Source organism: Paenibacillus xinjiangensis (assembly GCF_059686975.1).
This window is the reverse complement of sequence record NZ_JCAALS010000032.1, coordinates 12,364-36,918: the sequence shown is the minus strand read 5'-3', so window position 1 is coordinate 36,918 and position 24,555 is coordinate 12,364. Positions and strand designations below refer to the sequence as shown.

Genomic DNA, 24,555 nt, shown 5'->3' with positions numbered 1-24,555 from the left:
TATTATACTCGGAATATCAGGTATTGCAATAGGGAATCTTTAATATTTTAGAAAAAATTCCAGAACATACGTTTGTTTCTTGGGTGATAATTATAGCTTCTTATGGTACTATAGTAGATTAAGAGATTGTATCGGAAGGGAAGTATCGATAATGGGACTGCGATTCGTACTGGGTCGTTCGGGAACGGGAAAAACGTCATATTGCTTAGAGAGCATACGCTCGCAATTACATGATAAGCCAGACGGGCCGCCGCTTATTATGCTCGTGCCTGAGCAGGCTACCTTTCAGACGGAGTATGCGCTTCTAAAAGAAATGAATGGCGCGATTCGTGCCCAAGCGCTTAGCTTTCGCAGGCTGGCATTCCGTGTTATGCAGGAGACTGGCGGAACGGCGCTAGTTCCAATTAGTGATGACGGCAAGCATATGCTGCTATACAAAATTGTTCATCTGCTAGGCAACGAGCTGGAGTTGTTCCAGAGTGGAGCAGAGCAGCCAGGATTTATAGAGCGTCTCGGCGAGCTTTTGACGGAATGGAAAAGATATGGCATTGATGCTGCTTCATTAGCTAGCTCGACAGATTCCATGAATGGTTCATCTTTATTGAATCGGAAGCTTCATGATTTGCGACTAGTGTATGAACGCTTGGAAATAGAGCTCGGCGGCTTGTATATAGATTCCGAAGATTACTTAACTCGGCTGACTGCGGGCTTCGCAGATGCTGCTGCCATGCGCGGTGCGCAAATATGGATCGACGGATTTCATGGATTTACTCCGAAGGAGTATGAAGCATTACATGTACTGATCGCTTCGGCAGCGGATGTGACGATTGCACTGACACTTGATCGGACGTATGCGCCTGGTGAGAAGCCTCATGAACTGGAGCTGTTTCATCCAACGGCAGAGACGTATGGCAAGCTAATCGAGCTTGCCGCTGCTTGTGGTGTCGAGTTGGATGAGCCTATTCTGTTAGGCCATAGCATGGAATCACGGTTCAGCCAAAGTCCAATGCTCGCTCATCTGGAGCGTCATTATGGCGGTCGTACGCCAATGCTGCTGCCTAACACAAAAGATGCTGCGAACACCAATCACTTACAGGGCATCTCTCTGCATGCTGCGGCTAACCGCCGGGCTGAGGTGGAGGCTGTTGCGAGAGATATGGTGCGAAGAGCACGGGAGGATGGCTTGCGTTGGCGCGATATGGCAGTAATGGTTCGCAACTCGGCCGATTATAACGATTATATTCAGGCTGTATTCGATGATTACGAAATTCCCTATTTTCTAGATCAGAAGCATAATACGGTCTATCATCCATTAGTAGAATTCATTCGTTCTGCACTTGAGACTGTGCTGCATGGCTGGCATTATGAGGCTGTATTCCGTTGTGTGAAGACGGAGCTGCTATTCCCGATGGAGGGGAATTTGCCGAGAGAGCAATTCGATCTGCTCGAAAACTACGTATTGGCAGCAGGTGTGGATGGCTGGAAGTGGCTCGACAGCACGAGATGGAAGCCATTCGTTGTGCGGTCACTAGACGATGAAATAGATGAAACAGCAGAAATATCTGCTTATGCTAAACGGGAATTCGATGCTGTAATGGCAGCTCGTGATGCGATAGTACCGCCTCTAAGAAGATTCGGGCTTGCCCTGAAGAAGGCGCCGGATGTGAGGACGATGTGTGAGGCGCTGTATCGTCTGCTTGATCATGCGGATGCGGCGGACAGGCTGGAGAGGTGGAGCCGACAAGATGCTGCAGAGGGCAGGACACAGCGCTCACGGGCGCATAGACAGCTGTGGGATGGTGTCATGCAGCTTCTCGATCAGCTGGTAGAGCTGGTAGGGGATGAGGCTATGCCGCCAGAGATGTTCGCTGGGATGATTGAGACCGGTCTTGAGAGCCTGAAGCTGGCCGCGGTGCCACCAGCATTGGATCAAGCGTTAATCGGAAGTATGGATCGAACTCGCTCAGGCCAAGTCCACATTTGTTATGTGCTTGGGGCGAATGACGGGATTATGCCGATGCGCATTCAGGAGGATGGTGTCCTTACTGAACAGGAGCGGGAGCGCTTGGCGGAAGAGGGGCTCGTAATGGCTCCGAGCGTCAGGCGCAGATTACTTGACGAACGCTTTATTATCTATAATGCGCTTACTACGCCAAGCACTCATCTATGGATGAGCTGGGCACTTGCAGATGAAGAGGGCAAAAGCCTGCTTCCTTCAGAAGTCATACGCCAGATTAAGCAGCTCTTTCCTGGTATTGGTGTGCGTACAGCAGCAGCTGAGCCGACCCCTGGGATGGCGGAGTACGAGCAGCGCTCCTTCATTGAGCATCCACAGCGTACGATATCCTACCTGATTTCCGAGCTTAGAGCTTGGCAGCAGGGGGCAGAGATTGCTCCTTTTTGGTGGGATATCTATAACTGGTACGCGATTCGCCCACAGTGGCAGGACAAGCTGCAATTGCTTACGACTTCCTTGAGCTATGTGAATCAAGAGCAGGCACTTTCAGCCGATACAGCTCAGCAGCTATATGGGACAAGACTCAGAGCAAGTGTGTCACGAATGGAAAGGTTTGTATCGTGCCCATTCCAGCATTTTGCAATTCATGGATTGCGGCTGAGAGAACGGAAGCTGTACAGGCTGGATGCACCTGATGTGGGTCAGCTGTTCCATGCGGCGCTCAGCAAGCTGGCAGGGGGTCTTGGGCATCGCTGGGGCTCTATGTCGGAGTCGGAGATTCGCGCTGCTGCAGCTCAGACGGTAGACGAGCTTGCTCCGCGGCTTCAATCACAAATCCTGCTTAGCAGCGGGAGATTTCAATATATTGCTAGAAAGCTGAAAGAAATTATCGCCAAAGCGGCGGTTATGCTAAGCGAGCATGCAAGAAGAGCTGAGTTCAAGCCAGTAGGGCTTGAGGTGGATTTTGGCCCAGACGGCACATTGCCATCGCTCATCATTCCGCTTGCTAATGGCGGGACTATGGAGATTATAGGAAGAATTGACAGGGTTGACGCCGCTCAGACTGAGCAGGGACTTTTGCTGCGAGTGCTTGATTACAAATCCAGCTCAACCCAAATTAGATTGGAGGAGGTCGCCTTCGGGCTGTCCTTGCAGATGCTGACGTATTTGGATGTGCTCGTAACCCATGCGGAAGGCTGGCTCGGACAGTCTGCATCGCCTGCTGGCGTATTGTACTTCCATGTGCATAACCCGCTGCTTGCAGTATCCAATGGATTATCGAGCGCTGAGGTCAATAGCAGGATGCTTAAGAAGTTCAAAATGAAGGGCCTTATTACTGCAGAAGCAGATACCGTGCGACTAATGGATGACCAGTTGGAGAGCGGCTATTCCGAGCTGCTTCCAGTAGCGTTGAAGCGTGACGGGGCGTTCTACAGCAGCTCTTCAGTTGTTACTAATGATCAATGGGATGTTCTTCGAGGCTCTGTGCGCCGGACCATCGGCCAGATTGGTTCAGATATCAGCGGCGGTAAAGTGTCAATCGAGCCTTATCGTCTTGGAACGAAGTCGCCCTGCCAATATTGCGATTATAAGGCTGTCTGCCAATTCGATCCGCTGTTTGACGGCAATGAATATGTGAAGCTGCATAAGCCCTCTGAGGAGGAAATTTGGAGGCAGCTGGAAGGGAAGGAGAGCGGTAATGGAGACGATTAATCATACAGCTAAGCCAGCAGGCAGCAATTGGACGGATGATCAATGGCATGCCATCGTTACCGAGGGCTCTAACGTGCTCGTTGCTGCCGCCGCAGGCTCTGGCAAGACTGCAGTTCTAGTGGAGAGAATTATTAGGAAAATATCCTCCTCTGCTGATGTAGACCGTCTGCTCGTAGCGACGTTCACGAAGGCAGCAGCAGCAGAGATGAAGGATCGTATTCGCATTGCGCTTGAGAAGGAGCTGGAGCGACAGCCAGAATCTGAGCATTTACGCCGTCAGCTAGCGTTAATGAATAGAGCATCGATTACGACACTTCATTCCTTTTGTCTCGATGTTATTCGTCGCTATTATCCATTGATTGGTCTCGATCCCGGCTTCCGTATCGCGAATGAAACGGAGAGCGAGCTGATGCGTATAGATGTGCTGGATCAGCTTTTTGAGGAAAAGTATGAGAGTGCAGGCGATGATGGGGCTTTTCTGCGGTTAGCCGATCGTTATGGCGGTGAGCGTGGAGATGAACCGCTATACAGGCTTGTGCAGCAGCTGTTCGATTTCGCACAGAGCAATCCTTGGCCGGAGCATTGGCTGGAAGCGACGGCGGGCAGCTTCGCAGTGGCGAATGTGCAGCAGCTCGAAGGCAGTCCTTGGGTAGCCAGCATCAGAGAGGATGTCGAGCTTGCGCTATCCGGTGCGATTGCTCTGCTGCAGCAGGCGCTAGATCTCACGCGTGAGCCTGCTGGTCCTGCTCCTTACGCAGAAGCATTCGAGGATGATCTAGCTCTAGTAATAGGCCTGAAGGGCATGGTTGACCATCAGCCTTGGGAGGAATGGTTCGAGCCCTTCCAAGCCATATCGTTCGGCAAGCTGAAGGCGATGCGCGGCGACGAGTATGATAAATCACTTCAAGAGCAAGCGAAGGAGCTTCGCGATAATGCCAAAAAAATGATCAGTTCATTGTCTGATGAACTGTTCGGCCGTTCAGCAGAGGCATTCGTAGAGGAGCTTCAGGAGCTCACTCCGCTCATGGGGGCGCTCTCTGGACTTGTAGTAGAGTTTGGACAGCGTTATGAGGCTGCTAAACGGGCAAAGGGATTGCTGGACTTCGGAGATTTGGAGCATTATTGTCTGCGCATACTGCGTGCTCCAGAATCAACACCAGAGCTTACGCTTCCTTCTGCCGCAGCATTGGAGTACCAGCGGCAATTCGATGAAATTCTGCTGGATGAATATCAGGATACGAATATGGTGCAGGAAGCGATTGTGACTCTAATCGCCAACCCTGATCAGGGCAATCGGTTCATGGTTGGAGACGTCAAGCAGAGCATTTATCGGTTCAGACTGGCGGAGCCTAACCTATTCATGAACAAATACAAGAGCTATGGGGACAAAGGCGGCACCGGGCTTCGAATCGATCTAGCACGTAATTTCCGCAGTCGGAGCGAAGTCGTAGACGGTGTGAATGATGTGTTCCGCGCCATTATGCGAGAATCAGTAGCAGAGATGGATTATGATTCACGAGCTGAGCTCGTCTGCGGAGCTGTATATCCTGAAGCCGAACAGCCTGGTACATTTGCTGTTGAGCTTGCGGTGATTAACAAGGCTGGCGGGACTGAGCAAGAAGAGCTGTCAGGCTCTGATTCTGATGAAGACGGCGAACAAGCTGGTGGCAGCGCTGCGGAGTCTGTGGCTGACTTGCAGACCGCGCAGCTGGAGGCTCGCTGGATTGCGCTCCAAATTCAGCAGCTGATCGATCGTGGATTCCGCGTCTATGATGGCAAGAAGCAGGAGAATCGTCCACTCGAGTGGCGGGATATCGTGATTCTGCTAAGGGCAACGCAGCAATGGTCTCCCATTATGATTGAGGAGCTGCAAGCCAGCGGTATTCCTGCTTATGCGGAGCTAAGCAGTGGTTATTTCGATGCGACGGAAGTAGAGACAGTGCTTTCACTGCTGCGCGTCATCGACAATCCGTATCAGGATATCCCTCTAGCAGGAACTCTTCGCTCGCCGATATTCAGCTTGAATGCGGAGGAGCTGGCATCAATCCGAATACAGGCGATGAAGTCCAGCTATTATGATGCTGTATTGCAAGCAGCAGGCGATCTGCTTCAGCCGGAAGAGACGAGGCGCAAGCTATCCTTATTCCTAGAGCGGCTTGACCGCTGGCGGGATGAGGCGCGTCAAGGCTCGCTAGCTGACCTGATTTGGAGCATCTATCGGGAGACTGGCTATTATGATTTCACAGGAGGGCTTCCGGGTGGAATCCAGCGGCAAGCTAATCTGCGAGCACTGCATGACCGGGCGCGTCAATACGAATCGACTTCATTCCGAGGCTTATTTAGGTTTCTGCGGTTTGTGGAGCGGATGCGGGATAGCGGCGGTGATCTGGGTACTGCAAGAGCGCTTGGGGAGCAAGAGAATGTTGTGAGAATCATGTCTATCCACAAGAGCAAGGGACTTGAATTCCCGGTAGTATTCGCAGCTGGTCTAGGTAAAAATTTCAATCAGCAGGATCTACGCAGCGCTTTCTTGAAGCATAAGCAGCTCGGCTTCGGCCCGCGGTTCATTAATCCGGAGCAGCGAATTAGTTACCCTACCCTTCCGTATTTGGCAATTAGACGACGGATGCGGATGGAGATGCTCGCTGAGGAAATGCGTATCTTGTATGTCGCCCTTACCCGCCCGAAGGAGAAAATGTTCCTTGTCGGCACCGTTTCGGACGCCGATGCGAAGCTTCGCCGCTGGCAAGCCGCAGTGGGAGCGAACAGCCATATCCCAGACTTCAGACTCGCATCTGCTTCTACTTTCCTGGACTGGCTTGGCCCTCTAGCAATGACCACCTTCAATCGGCTTGAAGAGGTAGAGGATGGCCTTAGTGCCTTCCAATGGCAAGCGGGCATTGTTGATGCATCTATATTCGGCACAGAGGCTGCAGCAGGCTCTGAGGAGCTTCTGGATCATAATAGCGAACGTGAGGATCGCCTGCAGGGAGTAATGTCTCTAGTACAGCTTGAGCCTGTACAGCAGGATGAGGAGCTGCGTCAGCGGCTGGATTGGCAGTATGGTTACCTGGAGTCGACAACAATTGCGGCCAAAACCTCTGTAACGGAGATGAAGAGGCTCCATGCCGATGCTCTAGAGGAGTATGATTTCGGTGAGCCTCTTCATCCTGCCTCCGCTAAGGAGCAAGAGACAAGCCCAGGCGGCAGCTATACGTTCAGGCTAAGGCGTCCTAAGTTCATGGAAGAAGAAAAAATGACGGCCGCAGAAAAGGGTACGGTCAGTCATTTGCTCATGCAGCATATCCCTCTGACCAGTGAGGTTGATAAGGCAATGCTTGAACAGACACTAGCGGGCATGGTTGAGCACCAGCTGCTGACTCCGAAGCAAGCAGACACCATCGATTTGGCTTCCGTAGCCTCATTCTTCCAAAGTCCAATAGGGGAGAGGCTGCTGAGAGCTAACTGGGTGAAGCGGGAGGTTCCATTCAGCTGTATGTTCCCGGCTAGCCGGATTTATCCGGATTCATCAGAGGCATTGTCTAAGGAGCCGATTCTCATTCAAGGAGTTATCGATTGTCTGTTCGAGGATAGCGAGGGTGTCGTACTGCTTGATTACAAAACGGACCGGATCTACATGAAAGAATGGGCACGCACTGCAGAAAAGCATCGGTTTCAGCTTGAGCTGTATGCAGAGGCTATTGAATCGGTGCTGGGACAAGCAATCGCGGAATGCCATGTCTTTTTCTTCGATGGCGGTCAATCCGTGCAGCTATAATTATAGGAAAAGTATACGGAGGTAGATTGGTAACATGGATCACCAGGCATCCCCGAAAAAATCGCTAGTTCTGCCAATAACGCTAGTACTTCTTACATTCAGCTTAATTGGCAATGTGTTTTTCTACTCCCAATATTTGCAGAACGGTCAAGAGGACAAGTATCAGAAGGGCCAGCTAATCGTGGCATCAGCTGTATCAGCGGAATCGTTCTATAAGGCGCTTCAGCTTGAAATAGAGCTGCTGCACAGCGGAGACCTGAGTGAAAGAATGGATGCGAAGTTCCGTGCAGTCTCAGCCTTCCGCAGCTCTCAGGGGGTATTGGAGCTTATTAGGCAGGCTCATGAATTCAGTGGAACGGAGTTCCCTAGGGATGAATTGAGCAATTATGTGAGTGTGATCGAATATTCGATTCAGCAGTTAGGTAATCATGGGGGTCCGCTTACCGAGGTGGAGACCGCTTATCTCACTTCGTTACAAGAAGCGATCACGAAGCAGCATGCTATTATAAGCAAGTTCAACTTCGATGCTGCCAAGAGCAGAAGTGCTTCCATTCAGCTTGGCAACGGGCTAGGATGGATGGACATCGCGGATCAGCTTGAGCAGTCCATTAACGAGCATACCGATTATAAGCTAATCCTATAATAGCAATCCCTGTCTGTCGCAATTTGGCGATGACAGGGATTTTTCTTGTCTGCAGTAGCCGAATGCCCATTGCTGCATACGATAATTGCATAATAGCAGTTGGGAGGCTGAATGCGATGCAGAGAGGCAAAGGCAAAGGAACGATTAAGCAGGAGGCAGTGAAGCTGGATACGATTAAACCGCAAGCGGCTGGGGAAAATACAATGAAGGATTTGTGCGCCAGCCATATGCACCGGTACGTGCTTGCCAGAACGCATGATGGCTGGTGTGTTGATGGATTCGTGGAGCATGTTGACGATGAGAATGTGTACATGGCTATTCCTTACAGCAGCATGCAGGGCTGGGATGGCCGAGCGTTTTTTCCATATCCGCCCTTCGGTCCGAGATTGTATCCTTATCCGTATTTCCCGCGGCGCAGGTTCTACCGTCAGGTGTTCCCGCTCACAGCTTTGCTTGGTTTATCCCTTCTCTCCTTTTTCTGATTTTTATTCATGCATACTAAATAATGCCGGCCTGTGGACGGACATTCCTGGCCGGTATATACATGCATAAGAGATTGGACGAGCTATGGTATAATCGGTTATAATCGATATTAAAGTTGATGGGAAGGAGGGATAAAGTAATGGACTGCATTTTTTGCAAAATTATTGAAGGCTCTATCCCGTCAAACAAGGTTTATGAGACAGACACCGTGCTTGCATTCAAGGATATCCAGCCTGCGGCGCCTGTACATATTCTGATTATCCCCAAAAAGCATATTGCTACGATGAATGATGTAACAGCAGCAGACGATGAAGTGATCGCCGAGCTGTTTGCAGCAGCGCGTACAATAGCACAAGAACAAGGAATTGCCGAGTCTGGATACCGTCTAATCAACAACGTGAATAGCGACGGAGGCCAGGTAGTCTATCATCTTCACTTGCATTTATTAGGTGGAGAAAACCTTGGTCCGCTAGTTGTAAATAACGCTAGTTGACACTGCATTTTGTTTTATCATATAATGTAAGTTGATAAACCGTGTTTAATGCTCTGGACGGTCTGTTTCGGAGGGAGGGAAAACTGGTGTCTGAAACTAAAGTTCGCAAAAACGAAACTATTGATGCTGCGCTTCGCCGCTTTAAACGTTCCATCGCTAAAGATGGTGTTCTAGCTGAGGTGAAAAAACGCAAGCATTATGAAAAGCCAAGTGTGAAGCGCAAGAAGAAGTCCGAGGCTGCACGCAAGAGAAAGTTTTAGGAGGATCCTTCCATAATGAACCTGAGCGAACGATTGAACGATGATATGAAGCAAGCCATGAGAAATCAGGACAAGTTCAAGCTGACGACGATTCGTATGATTCGCGCGTCCATCAAGAACTTGGAGATTGATTTGAAACGTCCTTTGGACGATAACGAAGTGGTGGATATCTTGAGTCGTGAAATCAAACAACGTAAAGATTCCCTCCAAGAATTTAGTAAAGCCGGCCGTGATGATCTGGTTACAGATCTTGCTGCAGAAATTGAAATTATTAGTCAATACCTTCCCGTACAGCTGACCGAAGAAGAGATAAAAGCGATAGTAACGCAGACCATCCAGGAACTCGGTGCTTCTTCCAAAGCCGAGATGGGAAAAGTCATGGGCGCACTTTTGCCAAAAACGAAAGGGCGCGCTGATGGTAAACTAGTAAATCAGTTCGTACAACAATTTCTGCAATAACTATAAGTTCGGACGAAGACACCCTGTAACAGGGGTGTCTTTTGCATTTTTGAAACATTATGGTTATAGGCACGTATAAGGGGATAATAAACAAAAAGGAGGAGGAGCCTGACTTTGCTAACGAAACGATGGGACAGATTAGTTGCATTCGTTCCGGTGCTGATGCTCTCGATGCTGTTATTGGTTACGATCAGTGGATTCGCTGCTGCACCTACACCTGCTCACGCAGAGACAGATATTGGGCCAGCGGTAGTTGTCGTTCCAGTAAAGCAAACCGTAGAATCAGGATTGAAAGCGTTCTTGGAGCGTGCGTATAAGGAAGCATCCGAGGCGGGAGCACAGCGTGTTGTCCTAGTCATCAATACATTCGGTGGAGAAGTGACAAGTGCAGAAGAAATCGGTGAGCTTATCCGCAAGAGCAATATTCCAACTACTGCTTATGTAGAAAGCAAGGCGGTGTCTGCCGGAACGTACATTGCGCTGAATGCGCAGAACATTATCATGGAGCCAGGCAGCGCGATTGGAGCTGCATCTGTCGTTAATGGATCAGGGGATCTCATTGACAACCCCAAAGTGATATCTTATTGGGTGAAAGCGATGTCAGCAGCGGCATCCTTGAATGATCGGGATCCAGATGTGGCAGCGGCTATGGTGGACCCTTCGATCGTGCTTAATCTGCCAGAGATTGGTCAGCAGAAGGAGAAGGGACAGATTTTGTCTTTATCTGCGGATGAAGCGCTAAAGGTTGGATATTCTGAGCACACTGCGGCATCAGTTGATGAAGCGATCAAGTGGCTAGGGCTGGATCAGCGGCAAGTAATTGAGATTCAGCCTTCCCTTGCGGAGAATGTAGCTAGATGGCTCGTTAATCCAATTGTGATGACAGCCTTGCTTATCATGGGTATTGCTGGAGTGGCTATGGAATTATTTGTTCCAGGCTTTGGTGTTCCAGGTGTGCTTGGCATTATTGCGTTTGGATTGTTTTTCTTCGGGCATTACATTGCAGGGTTCGCCGGGGTTGAATCAGTCGTGCTGTTCGTAGTGGGGATAGGCATGCTGATCATTGAGGTATTCGTACCAAGCTTTGGCATACTTGGAGTGCTTGGCGGCATATCTCTTATTGCAGGTGTTGTAACGGCAGCAGCAGATCCGATGACAGCGTTTATTTCTCTGGTTGTTGCGTTTGTCGTGTCTATAATTGTCCTGTATGGTATGGTTAGAAAGTACAAGGACAGAGGAATCTGGAATAAATTCATTCTGCGTGAGAAGCTGACAACAGAGCAAGGTTACTTGTCTGCTGATGTTAAGGTACAATGGTTAGGGCAAGAGGGGATTACCGTTACACCTCTTAGACCAGCAGGTACTGTACAGATCGGTGATACTCGTATTGATGTTGTAACCGCAGGAGAGTTCATTGCTTCTGGTGCAGCCGTCAAAGTTGTAAAGGCTGAAGGAACTTGGGTAGTTGTAAAAGAAATTGTATAGAAGCATTAGAGAATATAGATATATGGAGGGTTAAAACAAATGGATCCAATAATCTCTTTATTAATTATTGTAGTTGTAGTTATTATCGTGTTGTCCGTGTTCCTAAGCTTCTTCCCGATCATGCTATGGATTTCCGCATTGGCATCGGGAGTGCGCGTAGGAATCATTACACTGGTAGCTATGCGTCTGAGACGCGTAGTACCAAGCCGTATTGTCAATCCATTGATCAAAGCTACAAAAGCAGGTCTAGGCTTAAATATTAATCAGCTTGAGAGCCATTTTCTAGCGGGTGGTAATGTTGACCGTGTTGTTAATGCGCTGATTGCAGCTCAACGCGCGAACATTCCTCTCGTATTCGAGCGTGCAGCAGCGATTGATCTGGCAGGACGTGACGTACTGCAGGCTGTACAAATGAGTGTTAATCCAAGAGTAATTGAGACGCCAACCGTTGCGGCAGTAGCGAAGGACGGTATTGAAGTGAAGGTTAAAGCTCGTGTTACTGTACGTGCGAACATTGAACGATTGGTCGGCGGCGCCGGCGAAGAAACGATTATTGCCCGTGTCGGCGAAGGTATCGTTACGACGGTTGGTTCCGCTAATTCTCATAAAGACGTACTCGAGAATCCGGATATGATCTCCCGTACCGTTCTTGGCAAAGGCTTGGATGCTGGTACGGCGTTCGAAATTCTATCCATCGATATCGCGGATGTGGATGTAGGTAAAAACATCGGTGCTCACCTGCAAACAGAGCAAGCTGAAGCTGACAAACGGATTGCTCAGGCAAAAGCCGAGGAGCGCCGGGCAATGGCGGTAGCACAGGAGCAGGAGATGAAAGCGAAGGTTGTTGAGATGCGAGCGAAGGTAGTCGAATCCGAATCGCAAGTGCCGCTTGCAATGGCTGATGCGCTTAAGAGTGGTAAAATCGGGGTCATGGATTACATGAATCTGAAAAATATCGAGGCGGATACTGAAATGCGCAGCTCTATTGGCAAGACAGATTCCTCACCGACAGACAAGGATCAAAACTAAAGAAGCTGACTATTAAGCCAGCTTCGCGGCCGGTCTTGTGGAGGTGAAGATGTGGAAAAGCTTATTTCATTGATTTTCGACAATATCTATTGGGTCGTTATTATTGGCGGAGTCCTGTTCTCCTTGTTCGGGCGTCAGAAGGGTGCGAGTAAATCGAATCCGAAGATGCCAGAATTCGGTGGGGGGGGTCCAAGAAATATATTCGGCCAACCGAATGCTAATGAGGAGCATGAGCCGCAGAATCATACGGATCTTACCTCAGATAGGCTGGAGCAGGCTGAGAAGCCTATAAAGGCTGTAAGAGCTGTTCAGAAGGATGAAGTGATAGGGAATGACGGAGCGACGTCAGGAGCCCTTGCAAGGGCTTTGAAGGCAGCTGCGGCACTTCCTGAGGCACAACGCAGCCAATCATCTGCTGCCGGCTCCAAGTCCCATTCTGGCGGCAGTCATTCGAAGCTCGTCCCTAATGATAAGGATGAGCTGCGCAGAGCAGTAATCTGGGCAGAAATATTAGGACCGCCTCGGGCGAAACGTCCGTTCGGCAAATAGCTGTCTCTAGACAGGAGCTGGCAAGCTCATTAATCAAATAATCGAAGCGGTGCAGGAGCGTAATCCTGCACCGCTTTTTGTTTTATCTCATAAATCAGAAGGACCTCGCATACTTTGGTACAGTACAATAATGTGCCCTGCGTTAATGGCAGGGCTGAGCTTCGGTGAAGCCGGTGGGGGGGACATGGAATCAGCTATGGGCCGTATAAATCGTAAATTACGCAAATGGACTGCAGATATATTGGATTTGCCCCAGGATGTCGTGTATGACCTTCCCAGATTGACGATGATTGGTGATCGCCAGTTATATATTGAGAATCATCGCGGAGTCATTCATTTCACCAGTGAGAAGCTGAAGCTGGCATTAAGCAAAGGCGAGCTGGAGGTGACGGGCACTTCACTCGTTATCCGCACGATATGGACAGAAGAGGTTTTTATAGAGGGTCAGATTACAAGTATAGAATTGCACGAGTAGGAGGGGTGCGAGATGGCTGTACAGTGGCTGCAATGGGTGCGAGGGGTCGTGACGGTACAGATAAGGGGTGGACAACCAGAGAAGCTGGTTAATCGTGCGCTGGAGGGTGGGCTGGAGCTTAGGTCCATCCAATGGACAAGCAAGGACAAGCTGCAGTTCGAGTTGACGGTGAGCGACTTTTTTCTGCTTCGTCCGTATTTAAAGGAGACAGGCTGTCGTGCACATGTAACTAGAAGACTTGGAATGCCTTTTTGGCTTGTCAAAATGGAAAAAAGAAAGATTTTCGCAGCAGGGATCGTCTTATTCTTCTTTAGTATTTATTTGTTGTCATCTATTATTTGGTCCGTTGATGTGAAAGGCAATGTGAAGCTCACGGAGGAACAGATTCGGACTGCTGCGAAGCAGGAAGGCTTGCACCCGCTGCAATGGTCATTTAAGCTGCAGGATGCGGATGTCCTGTCGAAGCGGCTTGTTAACAGGCTGCCTGGTGCAGCATGGATTGGCGTGGAGAAAAAAGGGACAAGGATCGTTATTCAAGTTGTAGAGACGACGGTTCCCGATCAAGCAGAGCTTCAAAATCCAAGGCATCTGATTGCATCCACAGACGCGGTTGTAACGGAGATATTGACTGAAAAGGGACGGGCAGTCGTTAAAAAAAACATGAAGGTGAAAAAAGGTCAAACGCTTATCTCCGGAACGATCGGCGGTGGAGAATATACGCAGACGGTTGTAGCGAAGGGGACGGTTCGCGGTATGGTATGGTACGAATATAACATAGCTGCCCCTTTGACTCAGCAGGTCAAGGTATATACCGGAGAGAAGAAGACGAAGTGGTATCTGATCATAGGCAGCAGAGCACTGCAGGTAAGCGGGTATGGCTCGAACCCATTCTCTACGTCAGAGACCGTTATTCATGAGGAGCAGGTGTCCTGGCGCGACTGGAAGCTGCCTTTCGGCCGATTGAAGAAAACGCAGATGGAGGTTCGCACGGATGAGCGGACACTGTCAGATGAGGAAGCGAAGATTAGCGGAATACAGCAATCGAAGGCAGATTTAATGCTGAAAGCTGGCGCTGATGCAGTGATCAGGGACGAAATTGTTTTGCATGAAAAGACGGACAATGGTAAAGTTTATATGAAAGTTCTTTTTGAAGTAGAGCAATCGATTGTGCAAGAGATGCCCTTAGTCCAGATGCAAGGAGAATGAGGTTGTTTGCAGACTGAAGCGAAAATAATCAAAATCCCGCTCCTTAATGCGGCGGAGGGATTAGCGGTACTGGGTCCCCAAGACAAGTTTCTAAGATTCGTACAGCAGCAGATGGTAGCTGACATTACTTCCCGTGATGCTGAGATCGTTATCTCTGGCCCCGCACAGGAGGTCGATTCTCTCGAGCAGCTGTTCAGTGTGTTGCTTCAGCTCGTACGAGGCGGCTATGCGCCAACCGAACGGGACATCGCTTATGCGCTTGATCTAGCCCGTAAGATGCAAGCTGAAGAATTGCTTGATTTGCTTAAAGAGGAAATTACGACGACGTTCCGGGGCAAGCCGATTCGGGTGAAGACGATTGGCCAGCGCCATTATGTGAAGACGATTCGTAAGCAGGATGTTGTATTCGGGATTGGACCAGCAGGTACAGGTAAAACGTATTTGGCCGTAGTGCTCGCTGTTGCTGCCTTGAAGCAAGGTGCCGTGAAGAAAATTCTATTAACGCGCCCAGCTGTCGAAGCAGGCGAGAATCTAGGTTTCCTGCCGGGAGATCTGCAAGAGAAGGTAGATCCGTACTTGCGCCCGCTGTACGATGCACTGCATGATGTTCTAGGTCCAGACCAAACAGCCAAAGCATTCGAGAGAGGTACGATTGAGATCGCTCCGCTTGCCTACATGCGGGGAAGAACGCTCGATGATTCATTTATTATTTTGGATGAAGCACAGAACACGACGCCTGAGCAGATGAAAATGTTTTTGACAAGGCTCGGATTTGGCTCCAAGATGGTTATTACTGGCGACGTCACGCAAATTGACCTTCCACGGGGCAAAAATTCCGGATTAATCGAGGCGCAGCGTATATTGCGAGACATAGAAGAGATTGGATTTATCTTTTTTACAGAGCAAGATGTTGTTCGTCATTCCTTAGTGCAAAAGATTATTGTGGCATACAACTGGGACGCTGAAAACAAAGCATAGAGAGGAATGTCCGCTCCATGAACCAGAACCAGAATCAGGCCGGTAAACAGGGGGACTTGCAGATATCCAAAACTGCAGGGTGGAAACAGAGCAAGACGGTTAGAATGCTGCTCTTGTTTTTGTTTGTGCTGCTGTTTTATTTCAGCTTGGCTCCGCAATTGGTTCCTGAAACTTACGATATCCAGGTGAATGTTGCCAGTGAGAAGGATATTGTTGCACCCCATCAAATACCTGACAACAAGGCTACCCTGCAAGCGCAGGAAGAGGCAGCGAACCGTGTGGACCCGATTTATTCCAACGTCGCGCTAAGAAATGAACAGCTGATCGATCGGATTTTTGAACGTATTGAGCAGTTGAACGTAGATGATCAAGTTACGGAGCAGAACAAGATTGACATCTATCGCAATGAAATTCCAGGCAGATATTCGGAGTTTGTCGATAGCTTCGTGAAGACGAATCAATCCTTGGGTACATACAATCCAACGCTTCTTGAAGAGATGGCCGCGGTTATTAAAGAACAGGAATATACCATTCCAGAAGAGACGTTCTATAAAATACCGCGACTCACTACAGAAGAGCTTACGGAGATGCGGAAGGTCAGCATAGAGATTGTCCGCAAGCTGATGGGTGAGCAGCTTCGTGAGGCAGAGACCGCCCGCACTCGGGTGGCGGAGCTTGTGAATGCCAGCTCGTTGTCCAATCGGACAAGCCGAGAGATCGTACAGGAGTTGGCACGCTTCACGATAATGCCGAACCGATTCCTCGATAATGAGGCGACGGATGAGGCCAAAATTCAAGCGAAGAAGAATACGGCACCTGTCGTAATCAACGAAGGCGATCTGATCGTCAAGCGCAATGAAGTCATTACGCCTGAAGTATACGAGCTTCTGAAGGATTCTTCACTGCTGCAGGATAAAAGAAACTATTGGCCTCAGCTTGGTCTGCTCTTATTGTCGATTGTGTTCATTCTCGGCATCTATGCCTATATGCATCAATATGGCGGTGTAGGCGGGCTTAAGCCCAAATATAGCAATTCCCAGCTATTGATGCTGTGGCTCATTTATTTGCTTAACATTCTTACCATGGAGGTTATCTCGCTGACGCAGACTGACGCTTCGCCTTATGTCGGTTATCTCGCTCCTGCAGCGCTGGGTACGATGCTGATCACCCTCTTGCTCGATATGCATCTGGCTGTCATCAGCTCGATTCTGTTCGCAATTATTGGCAGCGTAGTGCTCAATACTCAGCAGAGCCAAATCTTTGATTTTCAATATGGATTCGTCATTATTGTGGTATCGATGGCCGCTATATTCTCGATCCATCGGGCGAGTCAACGCTCTACGATATTGAAGGCAGGCATTATGGTGAGCTTGTTCGGTACACTGTCCGTGCTTGTGCTAATGCTGCTGAATGAGCAGCTCGACAGAGGTCCGCTTATTTATTCCTTGGCCTTTGCCTTCGCAAGCGGGCTGTTGACCGCTATTCTCGTTATCGGATTAATGCCGTTCTTCGAGATTACGTTCGGTATATTGTCTGCCCTTAAGCTCGTCGAGCTGTCGAATCCGAATCATCCGCTGCTGCGCAAGCTGCTTACGGAGACGCCAGGTACTTATCATCACAGCGTAATGGTGGGGAATTTGTCTGAGGCAGCAGCAGAGTCAATCGGTGCTGATGGGCTGTTATGCCGTGTAGGCTCTTATTACCATGACATTGGTAAGACGAAGCGCCCGAATTATTTTATAGAGAATCAGACCAATATCGAGAACCCGCATGATACGATTGATCCGAAGCTTAGCAAATCCATTATTGTCGCTCATGCGCGTGATGGCGTTGATATGCTGAAGTCACATAATATTCCGAAGCCGATTAGAGATATTGCGGAACAGCATCATGGCACAACCTCTCTGAAGTTCTTTTATTATAAGGCTCTGAAGCAGGCTGAAGAACAAGGAGCTCCGGTTAACTTCACGGAAGAGGATTATCGTTATCCAGGTCCTAAATCGCAGTCGAAGGAAGCCGCTATTGTCGGTCTAGCCGATTGTGTGGAGGCAGCTGTCAGAAGTCTGCGGAGCCCAACGGTAGAACAGGTTGAAGCGATGATTCAGAAGATTATAAAAAGCCGGGTGGATGACAATCAATATAATGAATGTGATTTGACGATGAAAGAGCTTGATATCATTGCACATTCGTTGAAGGAAAGTGTCATTGGCATATTCCATTCACGCATTGAATATCCGGAAGATGTGAAACCAAAGGAGAGTTAAGCATGAGCTTGCAGCTAGACTGGAGCAATGAACAGGACAAAATCGAAATTCCCGAGCAATGGATTACCCGGCTCGTTGAGCTGCTCAGATTGGCTGGAGAAGCAGAGGGGATGACGAGCGGCGAAGTGACGCTCACCTTCACCGATGATGAGCAGATTCATCAGCTAAACCGCGAATACCGTAATATTGATCGCCCGACGGATGTGCTGTCGTTCGCGATGCTCGATGACGGAACAGAAGAGCTCGACATTATATTTGAAGTGGAGAGCAAGGATGAGGTGGACCCAATCTCGGGAATGCTGGGCGACATTATCATCTCAGTGGAGACGGCTGTTGCACAAAGCGAGGAATACGGCCATTCGCTGGAGCGTGAGATAGGCTTCCTGTTCGTACATGGCTTCCTTCATCTGATCGGGTATGATCATGCGGATGACGCTGGCGAAGCAGAAATGACAGGCAAGCAAGAAGCAGTGCTGCAGCAAGCTGGCTTGTTCCGCTAATGGCTAAATTTATTCGCAGTGTAGGATACGCGCTCTCGGGGATCTGGTATGCTCTCCAGACTCAGCGGCATATGCGAATTCATGTAACCTTTGCAGTACTCGTGTGCGGAGTTGGCGCCATACTGCCAATCTCCCGCATCGAGTGGGCTGTATTACTGCTGACGATTGCTGTTGTTATATCAGCGGAAATGGTTAATACAGCAGTCGAGCAAGCCGTTGATATGGTAAGTCCTAATCTGCATCCACTTGCCAAAGCAGCCAAAGACGTTGCTGCGGGCGCTGTATTGATTGCTGCATTCATGGCTGTTATTATTGGGCTGCTCATTCTTGGGCCGCCCTTATGGCATTTGTTAGGCATATGAGTGGAATAATCAATAAAGAGGAGAATGCCTAATGACTTATGAAGGATTATCTGAAGCTTACAAAGAGCTGCTAGCAGCCGCAGGTGAAGCGATGTCTCGCGCGTATGTGCCTTATTCGAACTTTCAGGTAGGGGCAGCTCTGCTTGATGACAATAATCATATCCATTATGGCTGCAACGTTGAGAATGCCGCTTATGGTCCATGCAACTGTGCGGAACGGACTGCGCTCTTCCGTGCTGTAGCGGATGGGAAGCGTCCTGGACAGTTCCAGGCTATAGCGGTTATTGGTCGGACAGAAGGCCCGATCTCACCATGCGGTGTCTGTCGTCAAGTTATGGTAGAATTATGTTCACCGGATATGCCTGTCATTATGGGCAATCTGAATGGTGATTGGACGATCTCCACAGTATCAGAGTTACTGCCGGGCGCATTCACGCCGGCTTCATTAGAGAAAGGGGCAAGTTAAACCTATTATGAGTCAAACTACTTCGAACGGACGCGCTGGCGCCAAGTTCCGATCTGGCTTCGTTGCCATTGTCGGGAGACCGAATGTAGGCAAGTCTACCCTGATGAACCATCTCATCGGGCAAAAAATTGCCATCATGTCAGATAAACCGCAAACAACACGTAACAAAATTCACGGTGTGTATACGACTGACGATACACAAATCGTATTTCTAGATACGCCAGGTATTCACAAACCGCAATCCAAGCTTGGCGATTACATGATGAAGACAGCGGAGAGCGCGCTCAAAGAGGTTGAGGCAGCGCTGTTTCTCGTTGACGTAGTAGACGGCATTGGCGGTGGCGATCGATTTATCATTGAACAGCTTAAGAAGGTGAAGACACCTGTATTTCTTATCCTGAACAAAATTGACAAAATCGAGCCGGAGCAATTGCTGCCGATTATTTCCCAATACAAGGATCTGTATGATTTCGCTGAAGTCATTCCAATCTCGGCACTCAGAGGCAACAATATCGATACGCTGCTTGAGCAGATTACTAAGTATTTGCCTGAAGGGCCACAATATTACCCTGCGGATCAAGTGACGGATCATCCAGAGCAGTTCGTCTGTGCAGAGCTGATCAGGGAAAAAATTCTGCATAAAACGCGGGAGGAAATTCCGCATTCCATCGCTGTAGGCATTGAAGATATGCGTGTACAGGAGAATGGCGTCGTCTACATCGGTGCCATCATCTATGTGGAAAGAGATTCACAAAAAGGGATTATTATTGGTAAAAAAGGAGCTCTGCTCAAAGAAGTCGGTAAGCTGGCAAGACATGATATCGAGAATTTGCTGGGTTCGCGTACGTTCTTGGAGCTATGGGTTAAGGTGAAGAAGGATTGGCGGAACGAGGATCGCGTGCTGAAGGATCTGGGCTTCCGACATGATTAGCCTTTATTGACGTAATTTGTAAGGATAGCATTCGTACGATTATCGTATCCTATTACCGATTGGAGCTTCATTTCCGAGGTGGAAGGGATGAATACGAATGCGAAATTTTTCGTGGAAGTATTTTACGTTAACCGGTGATGTGGAGTCATTCATGCTCTACAAGGAAATGGATCAGCTTGGTCCAGAGAATCATCCTCAAGTTATACCGGGGGAGAACGAAGAGTTTGTTTCAGAAATAGAGGGGTCAGCCTCCTCTTAGAGCTAGGCAGAGCTTAGGCTCTGCAAGCAGGCTGTTCTTTGTTTCAAGCATGGGGGAGAAGTAATATGCTGTATCGTGTGGAGGGTATCGTTATCCGCAGCATGGATTATGGGGAAGGCAATAAGATCGTAACACTGCTGACGAAAACAAACGGCAAAGTAGGCGTACTGATACGCGGCGCGAAAAAAGTGAAGAGCAGGCATGCTTCACTCGCGCAGCCGTTTACATACGGAGAGTTTGTTTTTTTTCGGACCAGCGGGCTAGGAACGCTTAACAGTGGTGAGATTCTGGATTCGCATCATAAACTGCGTGAACAGCTCGATCTGGCTGCATATGCTTCTTACGTGGTTGAGCTTACAGACAAGGCGCTGCACGAGGATGAATCCGGAGCTTTTTTGTTCGAACAGCTTAAGGCTTGTCTGACAGGCTTGCAAGAAGGAAAAGATATGCAGATCATTTCTCATCTCTATGAGATGCGAATACTTGAGGCTTCAGGCTATGCGCCTGAGCTAGATCAATGTGTGAGCTGCGAGAGCGAGCAAGGGCCTTTCCGGTTAAGCGCACCAGCAGGTGGTGTTCTCTGTCCTCGCTGTGCGAGCAAGGACCCGCAGGCGACTAGTCTTGGAGAAGGAGCTTATAAGCTCCTTCGATTGTTCCGTAGAATGGATCTGAGGAGATTAGGAGCCATTCAGGTGAAGCCGGAGACGAAGCTGGAGCTGAAGAAGGCTATGCGCAGATTGATGGATGTGCACATTAACATTCCGCTCAAATCACGTAGCTTCCTCGATCAAATGGACAAATTTTCACTATAAAAAAACAATGATTCAGCGGAACAGCTTCTCAAGCGGAATGACAGATGTGTTCGGTGATGGAGCAGCTGCGGGAGCTCTGCCTGTGGGCAATGCCCAGCAGCTGCTCGACCCTGCATGAGAGCGAAGTGAGCCAGCTAGTTCGGAAAGCATAAGCAAAGTTTGACATTCACATTAAAAATGGTTAATATATGTGAATATGAATATCGGACTATGATGGAGAAAGTAGCGATTATGACTGGCAGCAAGCGATTCGGGGACAGTGAGAGCTCGAACAGGTCAGATTGTGAAACGGCACTCCGGAGTCGTGTTGAAGAAAGCGGGTTTTCTCCATTCAGCTATTGTTGGAGCTGATAGTTGAGAGAGCCAAGTAGGGTGGAACCGCGGGAGACAGCTCTCGTCCCTATGTCTGGCAGCAGGCGTAGAGACGAGAGCTTTTTTGCGTTCTCTTAGTCGCCGAGCAATTAAATGATGAAGGAGCGGGAACGGATGAATTTTCAAGGTATGATATTGACACTGCAGCAGTTCTGGGCAGAGCAAAACTGTATTCTCGTACAGCCTTATGATGTAGAGAAGGGTGCTGGAACGATGAATCCGATGACGTTTCTTCGTTCAATTGGACCAGAGCCATGGAACGTTGCTTATGTAGAGCCTTCACGTCGTCCAGCGGATGGCCGTTATGGCGAGAACCCGAACCGGCTGTATCAGCATCACCAGTTCCAAGTTATCCTTAAGCCATCGCCTGACAACATTCAAGAGCTGTATCTAGAGAGCTTGAAGCGTCTCGGCATTGATGCGAGGCATCATGATATTCGTTTTGTTGAGGATAACTGGGAATCGCCAACACTTGGAGCTTGGGGACTTGGTTGGGAAGTTTGGCTCGATGGTATGGAAATTACCCAATTCACGTACTTCCAGCAAGTAGGCGGCATTGACGTAAATCCCGTTGCTGTAGAAATTACATACGGCATGGAGCGTCTGGCTTCGTATATTCAAGATAAAGAGAATGTATTCGATCTGGAGTGGGTGGAAGGCATCACTTACGGTGATGTATTCCGTCAGCCGGAATTCGAGCATTCCAAGTATACGTTCGAAACTTCTGATTCAGCAATGTTGTTCTCTTTGTTCAACATGTATGAAGAGGAAGCAAAAAAAACGATGGAGCATAAGCTCGTATTCCCGGCTTATGATTACGTTCTGAAATGCTCTCACACATTCAATCTACTTGATGCTCGCGGGGCAATCAGTGTAACAGAACGTACGGGGTATATTATGCGCGTTCGTAATCTGGCCCGCCAATGCGCGGCAACTTATTTGGAGGAACGGGAACGTCTTGGATTCCCGCTGCTGAAGAAAGAGGTGGAGCATAATGGCTAAAGATCTATTGCTGGAGATCGGACTTGAAGAAGTCCCAGCGCGCTTTGTTCGGGGTGCAATGAATCAATTGAAGGAGAAAGCAGTGAAATGGCTGGCTGACTCCCGTATTAATCATGACACTGTTGAAGTGTACGCAACGCCTCGTCGCCTTGCACTGCTTGTTAGTGGTGTTGAGGAGAAGCAAGCGGATATCAATGAGCAAGTGAAGGGCCCTTCCCGCAAGATCGCTCTCGATGATCAAGGCAATTGGAGCAAGGCTGCTCTAGGGTTCGCACGCAGTCAAGGGGTAGAGCCTGAACAATTCTTCTTCCAAGAGCTGGCAGGCGTTGAGTATGTGTATGCGAATAAGAGCAGTGTAGGCATTGAGACAGCTGCTGTCCTTCCTGAAGGATTGACGAATCTGATTGTATCGATGTCCTTCCCGAAAAACATGCGTTGGGGCAGCTATGAATTGAAATTCGTGCGTCCGATCAAATGGCTCCTTGCACTGTATGGTCAAGAAGTAATTCCGATGGAAATTACAGGTGTTAATAGCAGCAATGTGACGCGTGGGCATCGCTTCCTCGGTGATGAAACCATCGTTGCACAGCCCTCTGAATACAAGGAACGTCTGCGTGAGCAGAATGTTATTGTAGATGTGATTGAGAGAGAGAAATTGATCGTATCTCAGATTGAGCAGCTGGCAGGTGAGCAGGGCTGGGAAATTGCGATTAAAGAGGATCTACTGGAGGAAGTCCTGTTCCTTGTTGAGTTCCCTAACGTGCTATACGGTAAGTTTGATCCAGCATTCCTGAATATTCCGCAAGAGGTGCTCATTACTTCTATGCGTGAACACCAGCGTTATTTTCCAGTGCTTAACAGCGAGGGACAGCTGCAGCCTTATTTCGTAACCGTCCGCAACGGCGATCGCACTTCGATTGAGCTTGTTGCCAAAGGGAATGAGAAGGTACTGCGTGCCCGACTATCCGATGCGAAATTTTTCTATGAAGAGGATCAGAAGCTGGAGATCAATACGGCACTTGCGAAGCTGGAAAATATCGTATATCACGAGGAGCTTGGATCAGTAGCTGATAAAGTTAGACGCATTCGTGCTACGGCTGATTTAATTGCAGCTAAGCTGGGTACAGATACGGAGACGACAGCAGCAGTCAGCCGTGCTGCTGATATTTGCAAATTCGATCTCGTGACACAAATGGTGTATGAATTCCCTGAGCTGCAAGGCATTATGGGAGAAGATTATGCTCGCAAAGCGGGAGAGAGCGAAGCGGTAGCAAAAGCGATTAATGAGCATTACCAGCCACGCTTCGCGGGTGACCGTGCCCCAGCTTCACTGACTGGCGCTATTATAAGCTTAGCTGATAAGATGGATACTATTGCAGGCTGCTTCTCCATCGGAATTATTCCGACAGGCTCGCAAGATCCATATGCTCTTCGTCGTCAAGCGGCAGGCATCGTGCAAATTATTCTCGCCCAAGGCCTAAGCTTGAAGCTGACAGATCTGTTCGATGCAGCACTAGCTATACATGCTGCGCGTGGCCTTAAGCGGACCGAGGAAGAGATTCGCAAGGATCTGAACGATTTCTTCGCACTGCGTGTGAAGAATGTATTGTCCGAACAAGCGAACCGTTATGACATTATTGATGCCGTTATGGCTTCTGGATTTGATGATCTTCGCCTAACTGTTGAGCGTGCGGCGGTAATTAGCTCGCTCGCTACAGGAGAAGAGCGCGGGGAGTTCAAGCTTACGCTTGATGCGTTCAATCGTGTCAGCAATCTTGCGTCCAAAGCTGAATCGAGAGTGGTTGATCCGTCTCTGTTCGAGGAAGCGGCAGAGGGTGTCTTGCACGAAGAATGGCAAAAGGCTCATCCTGCATTGCTGCAAGCTGTCGAGGCTGGTGATCTAGCAGCTGCTATTGCGCAGCTATCATCCCTGAAGCAAGCGATCACAAATTATTTTGACGGAGTCATGGTTATGTCCAAGGATGATGCAGTTCGTAACAACCGATTGTCAGCATTAGCCTTAATTGCAGATGATATTGCGCTTATTGCAGATTTCTCGAAGCTGGTCTGGTAGCTGCC

The 24,555-nt window shown here is 48.9% G+C and carries 22 protein-coding genes; all 22 read left to right on the top strand.

Features of this window, described 5'->3' with window-relative positions; translation table 11 throughout:
• The first annotated feature begins 151 nt into the window (after positions 1–151).
• A complete protein-coding gene (addB, locus tag AC6ESP_RS25055; protein WP_497099461.1) occupies positions 152–3,670 on the top strand; it encodes a helicase-exonuclease AddAB subunit AddB in 3,519 nt (1,172 codons plus the stop codon).
• Positions 3,657–7,448 (top strand): helicase-exonuclease AddAB subunit AddA, encoded by a 3,792-nt coding sequence (gene addA, locus AC6ESP_RS25050; protein ID WP_497099460.1) that lies wholly within the window; start codon positions 3,657–3,659, stop codon positions 7,446–7,448. The genes addB and addA overlap by 14 nt, the downstream gene beginning before the upstream one ends.
• A 34-nt stretch (positions 7,449–7,482) precedes the next feature.
• Positions 7,483–8,091 (top strand): hypothetical protein, encoded by a 609-nt coding sequence (locus tag AC6ESP_RS25045; protein WP_497099459.1) that lies wholly within the window; start codon positions 7,483–7,485, stop codon positions 8,089–8,091.
• 116 nt (positions 8,092–8,207) lie between these two features.
• Complete coding sequence (locus AC6ESP_RS25040) at positions 8,208–8,573, top strand: hypothetical protein (protein WP_497099458.1); 366 nt, start codon at positions 8,208–8,210, stop codon at positions 8,571–8,573.
• A gap of 140 nt (positions 8,574–8,713) precedes the next feature.
• Complete coding sequence (locus tag AC6ESP_RS25035) at positions 8,714–9,067, top strand: histidine triad nucleotide-binding protein (RefSeq protein ID WP_497099457.1); 354 nt, start codon at positions 8,714–8,716, stop codon at positions 9,065–9,067.
• A gap of 86 nt (positions 9,068–9,153) precedes the next feature.
• The gene (rpsU, locus tag AC6ESP_RS25030) at positions 9,154–9,327 is read left to right on the top strand and encodes a 30S ribosomal protein S21 (RefSeq protein ID WP_005547957.1); all 174 of its coding nucleotides are present in this window, start codon (positions 9,154–9,156) and stop codon (positions 9,325–9,327) included.
• A 15-nt stretch (positions 9,328–9,342) separates the two neighbouring features.
• Positions 9,343–9,786 (top strand): GatB/YqeY domain-containing protein, encoded by a 444-nt coding sequence (locus tag AC6ESP_RS25025; RefSeq protein WP_497099456.1) that lies wholly within the window; start codon positions 9,343–9,345, stop codon positions 9,784–9,786.
• 114 nt (positions 9,787–9,900) lie between these two features.
• Complete coding sequence (locus AC6ESP_RS25020) at positions 9,901–11,271, top strand: NfeD family protein (RefSeq protein WP_497099455.1); 1,371 nt, start codon at positions 9,901–9,903, stop codon at positions 11,269–11,271.
• Between the two features lie 39 nt (positions 11,272–11,310).
• The gene (gene floA, locus AC6ESP_RS25015; protein ID WP_497099454.1) at positions 11,311–12,300 is read left to right on the top strand and encodes a flotillin-like protein FloA; all 990 of its coding nucleotides are present in this window, start codon (positions 11,311–11,313) and stop codon (positions 12,298–12,300) included.
• 51 nt (positions 12,301–12,351) lie between these two features.
• A complete protein-coding gene (locus AC6ESP_RS25010) occupies positions 12,352–12,849 on the top strand; it encodes a YqfB family membrane protein (protein WP_497099453.1) in 498 nt (165 codons plus the stop codon).
• A gap of 196 nt (positions 12,850–13,045) precedes the next feature.
• Entirely contained in the window at positions 13,046–13,324 is a 279-nt protein-coding gene (gene yqfC, locus AC6ESP_RS25005) for a sporulation protein YqfC (protein WP_497099495.1), read from the top strand.
• 12 nt (positions 13,325–13,336) lie between these two features.
• Entirely contained in the window at positions 13,337–14,530 is a 1,194-nt protein-coding gene (gene yqfD, locus AC6ESP_RS25000) for a sporulation protein YqfD (RefSeq protein WP_497099452.1), read from the top strand.
• Positions 14,531–14,536: 6 nt separating this feature from the next.
• Positions 14,537–15,508 (top strand): PhoH family protein, encoded by a 972-nt coding sequence (locus tag AC6ESP_RS24995; protein WP_497099451.1) that lies wholly within the window; start codon positions 14,537–14,539, stop codon positions 15,506–15,508.
• Positions 15,509–15,525: 17 nt separating this feature from the next.
• A complete protein-coding gene (locus AC6ESP_RS24990; RefSeq protein ID WP_497099450.1) occupies positions 15,526–17,772 on the top strand; it encodes an HD family phosphohydrolase in 2,247 nt (748 codons plus the stop codon).
• Between the two features lie 2 nt (positions 17,773–17,774).
• On the top strand, positions 17,775–18,272 hold the full coding sequence (gene ybeY, locus AC6ESP_RS24985) for an rRNA maturation RNase YbeY (RefSeq protein WP_497099449.1): 498 nt from the start codon (positions 17,775–17,777) through the stop codon (positions 18,270–18,272).
• On the top strand, positions 18,272–18,634 hold the full coding sequence (locus AC6ESP_RS24980) for a diacylglycerol kinase family protein (protein WP_497099448.1): 363 nt from the start codon (positions 18,272–18,274) through the stop codon (positions 18,632–18,634). The genes ybeY and AC6ESP_RS24980 overlap by 1 nt, the downstream gene beginning before the upstream one ends.
• 31 nt (positions 18,635–18,665) lie before the next feature.
• Positions 18,666–19,100 (top strand): cytidine deaminase, encoded by a 435-nt coding sequence (cdd, locus tag AC6ESP_RS24975; protein WP_497099447.1) that lies wholly within the window; start codon positions 18,666–18,668, stop codon positions 19,098–19,100.
• 7 nt (positions 19,101–19,107) lie between these two features.
• Positions 19,108–20,031, top strand: coding sequence for a GTPase Era (gene era / locus AC6ESP_RS24970; protein ID WP_497099446.1), 924 nt, complete (start codon positions 19,108–19,110; stop codon positions 20,029–20,031).
• Between the two features lie 97 nt (positions 20,032–20,128).
• Positions 20,129–20,290: a YqzL family protein gene (locus AC6ESP_RS24965; RefSeq protein WP_497099445.1), complete on the top strand. Its 162-nt coding sequence runs from the start codon at positions 20,129–20,131 to the stop codon at positions 20,288–20,290.
• Positions 20,291–20,355: 65 nt separating this feature from the next.
• The gene (gene recO / locus AC6ESP_RS24960) at positions 20,356–21,102 is read left to right on the top strand and encodes a DNA repair protein RecO (RefSeq protein ID WP_497099444.1); all 747 of its coding nucleotides are present in this window, start codon (positions 20,356–20,358) and stop codon (positions 21,100–21,102) included.
• Positions 21,103–21,588: 486 nt separating this feature from the next.
• Positions 21,589–22,476, top strand: coding sequence for a glycine--tRNA ligase subunit alpha (gene glyQ / locus AC6ESP_RS24955; RefSeq protein WP_497099443.1), 888 nt, complete (start codon positions 21,589–21,591; stop codon positions 22,474–22,476).
• Positions 22,469–24,550: a glycine--tRNA ligase subunit beta gene (gene glyS, locus AC6ESP_RS24950; RefSeq protein WP_497099442.1), complete on the top strand. Its 2,082-nt coding sequence runs from the start codon at positions 22,469–22,471 to the stop codon at positions 24,548–24,550. The genes glyQ and glyS overlap by 8 nt, the downstream gene beginning before the upstream one ends.
• Positions 24,551–24,555: the final 5 nt, after the last annotated feature.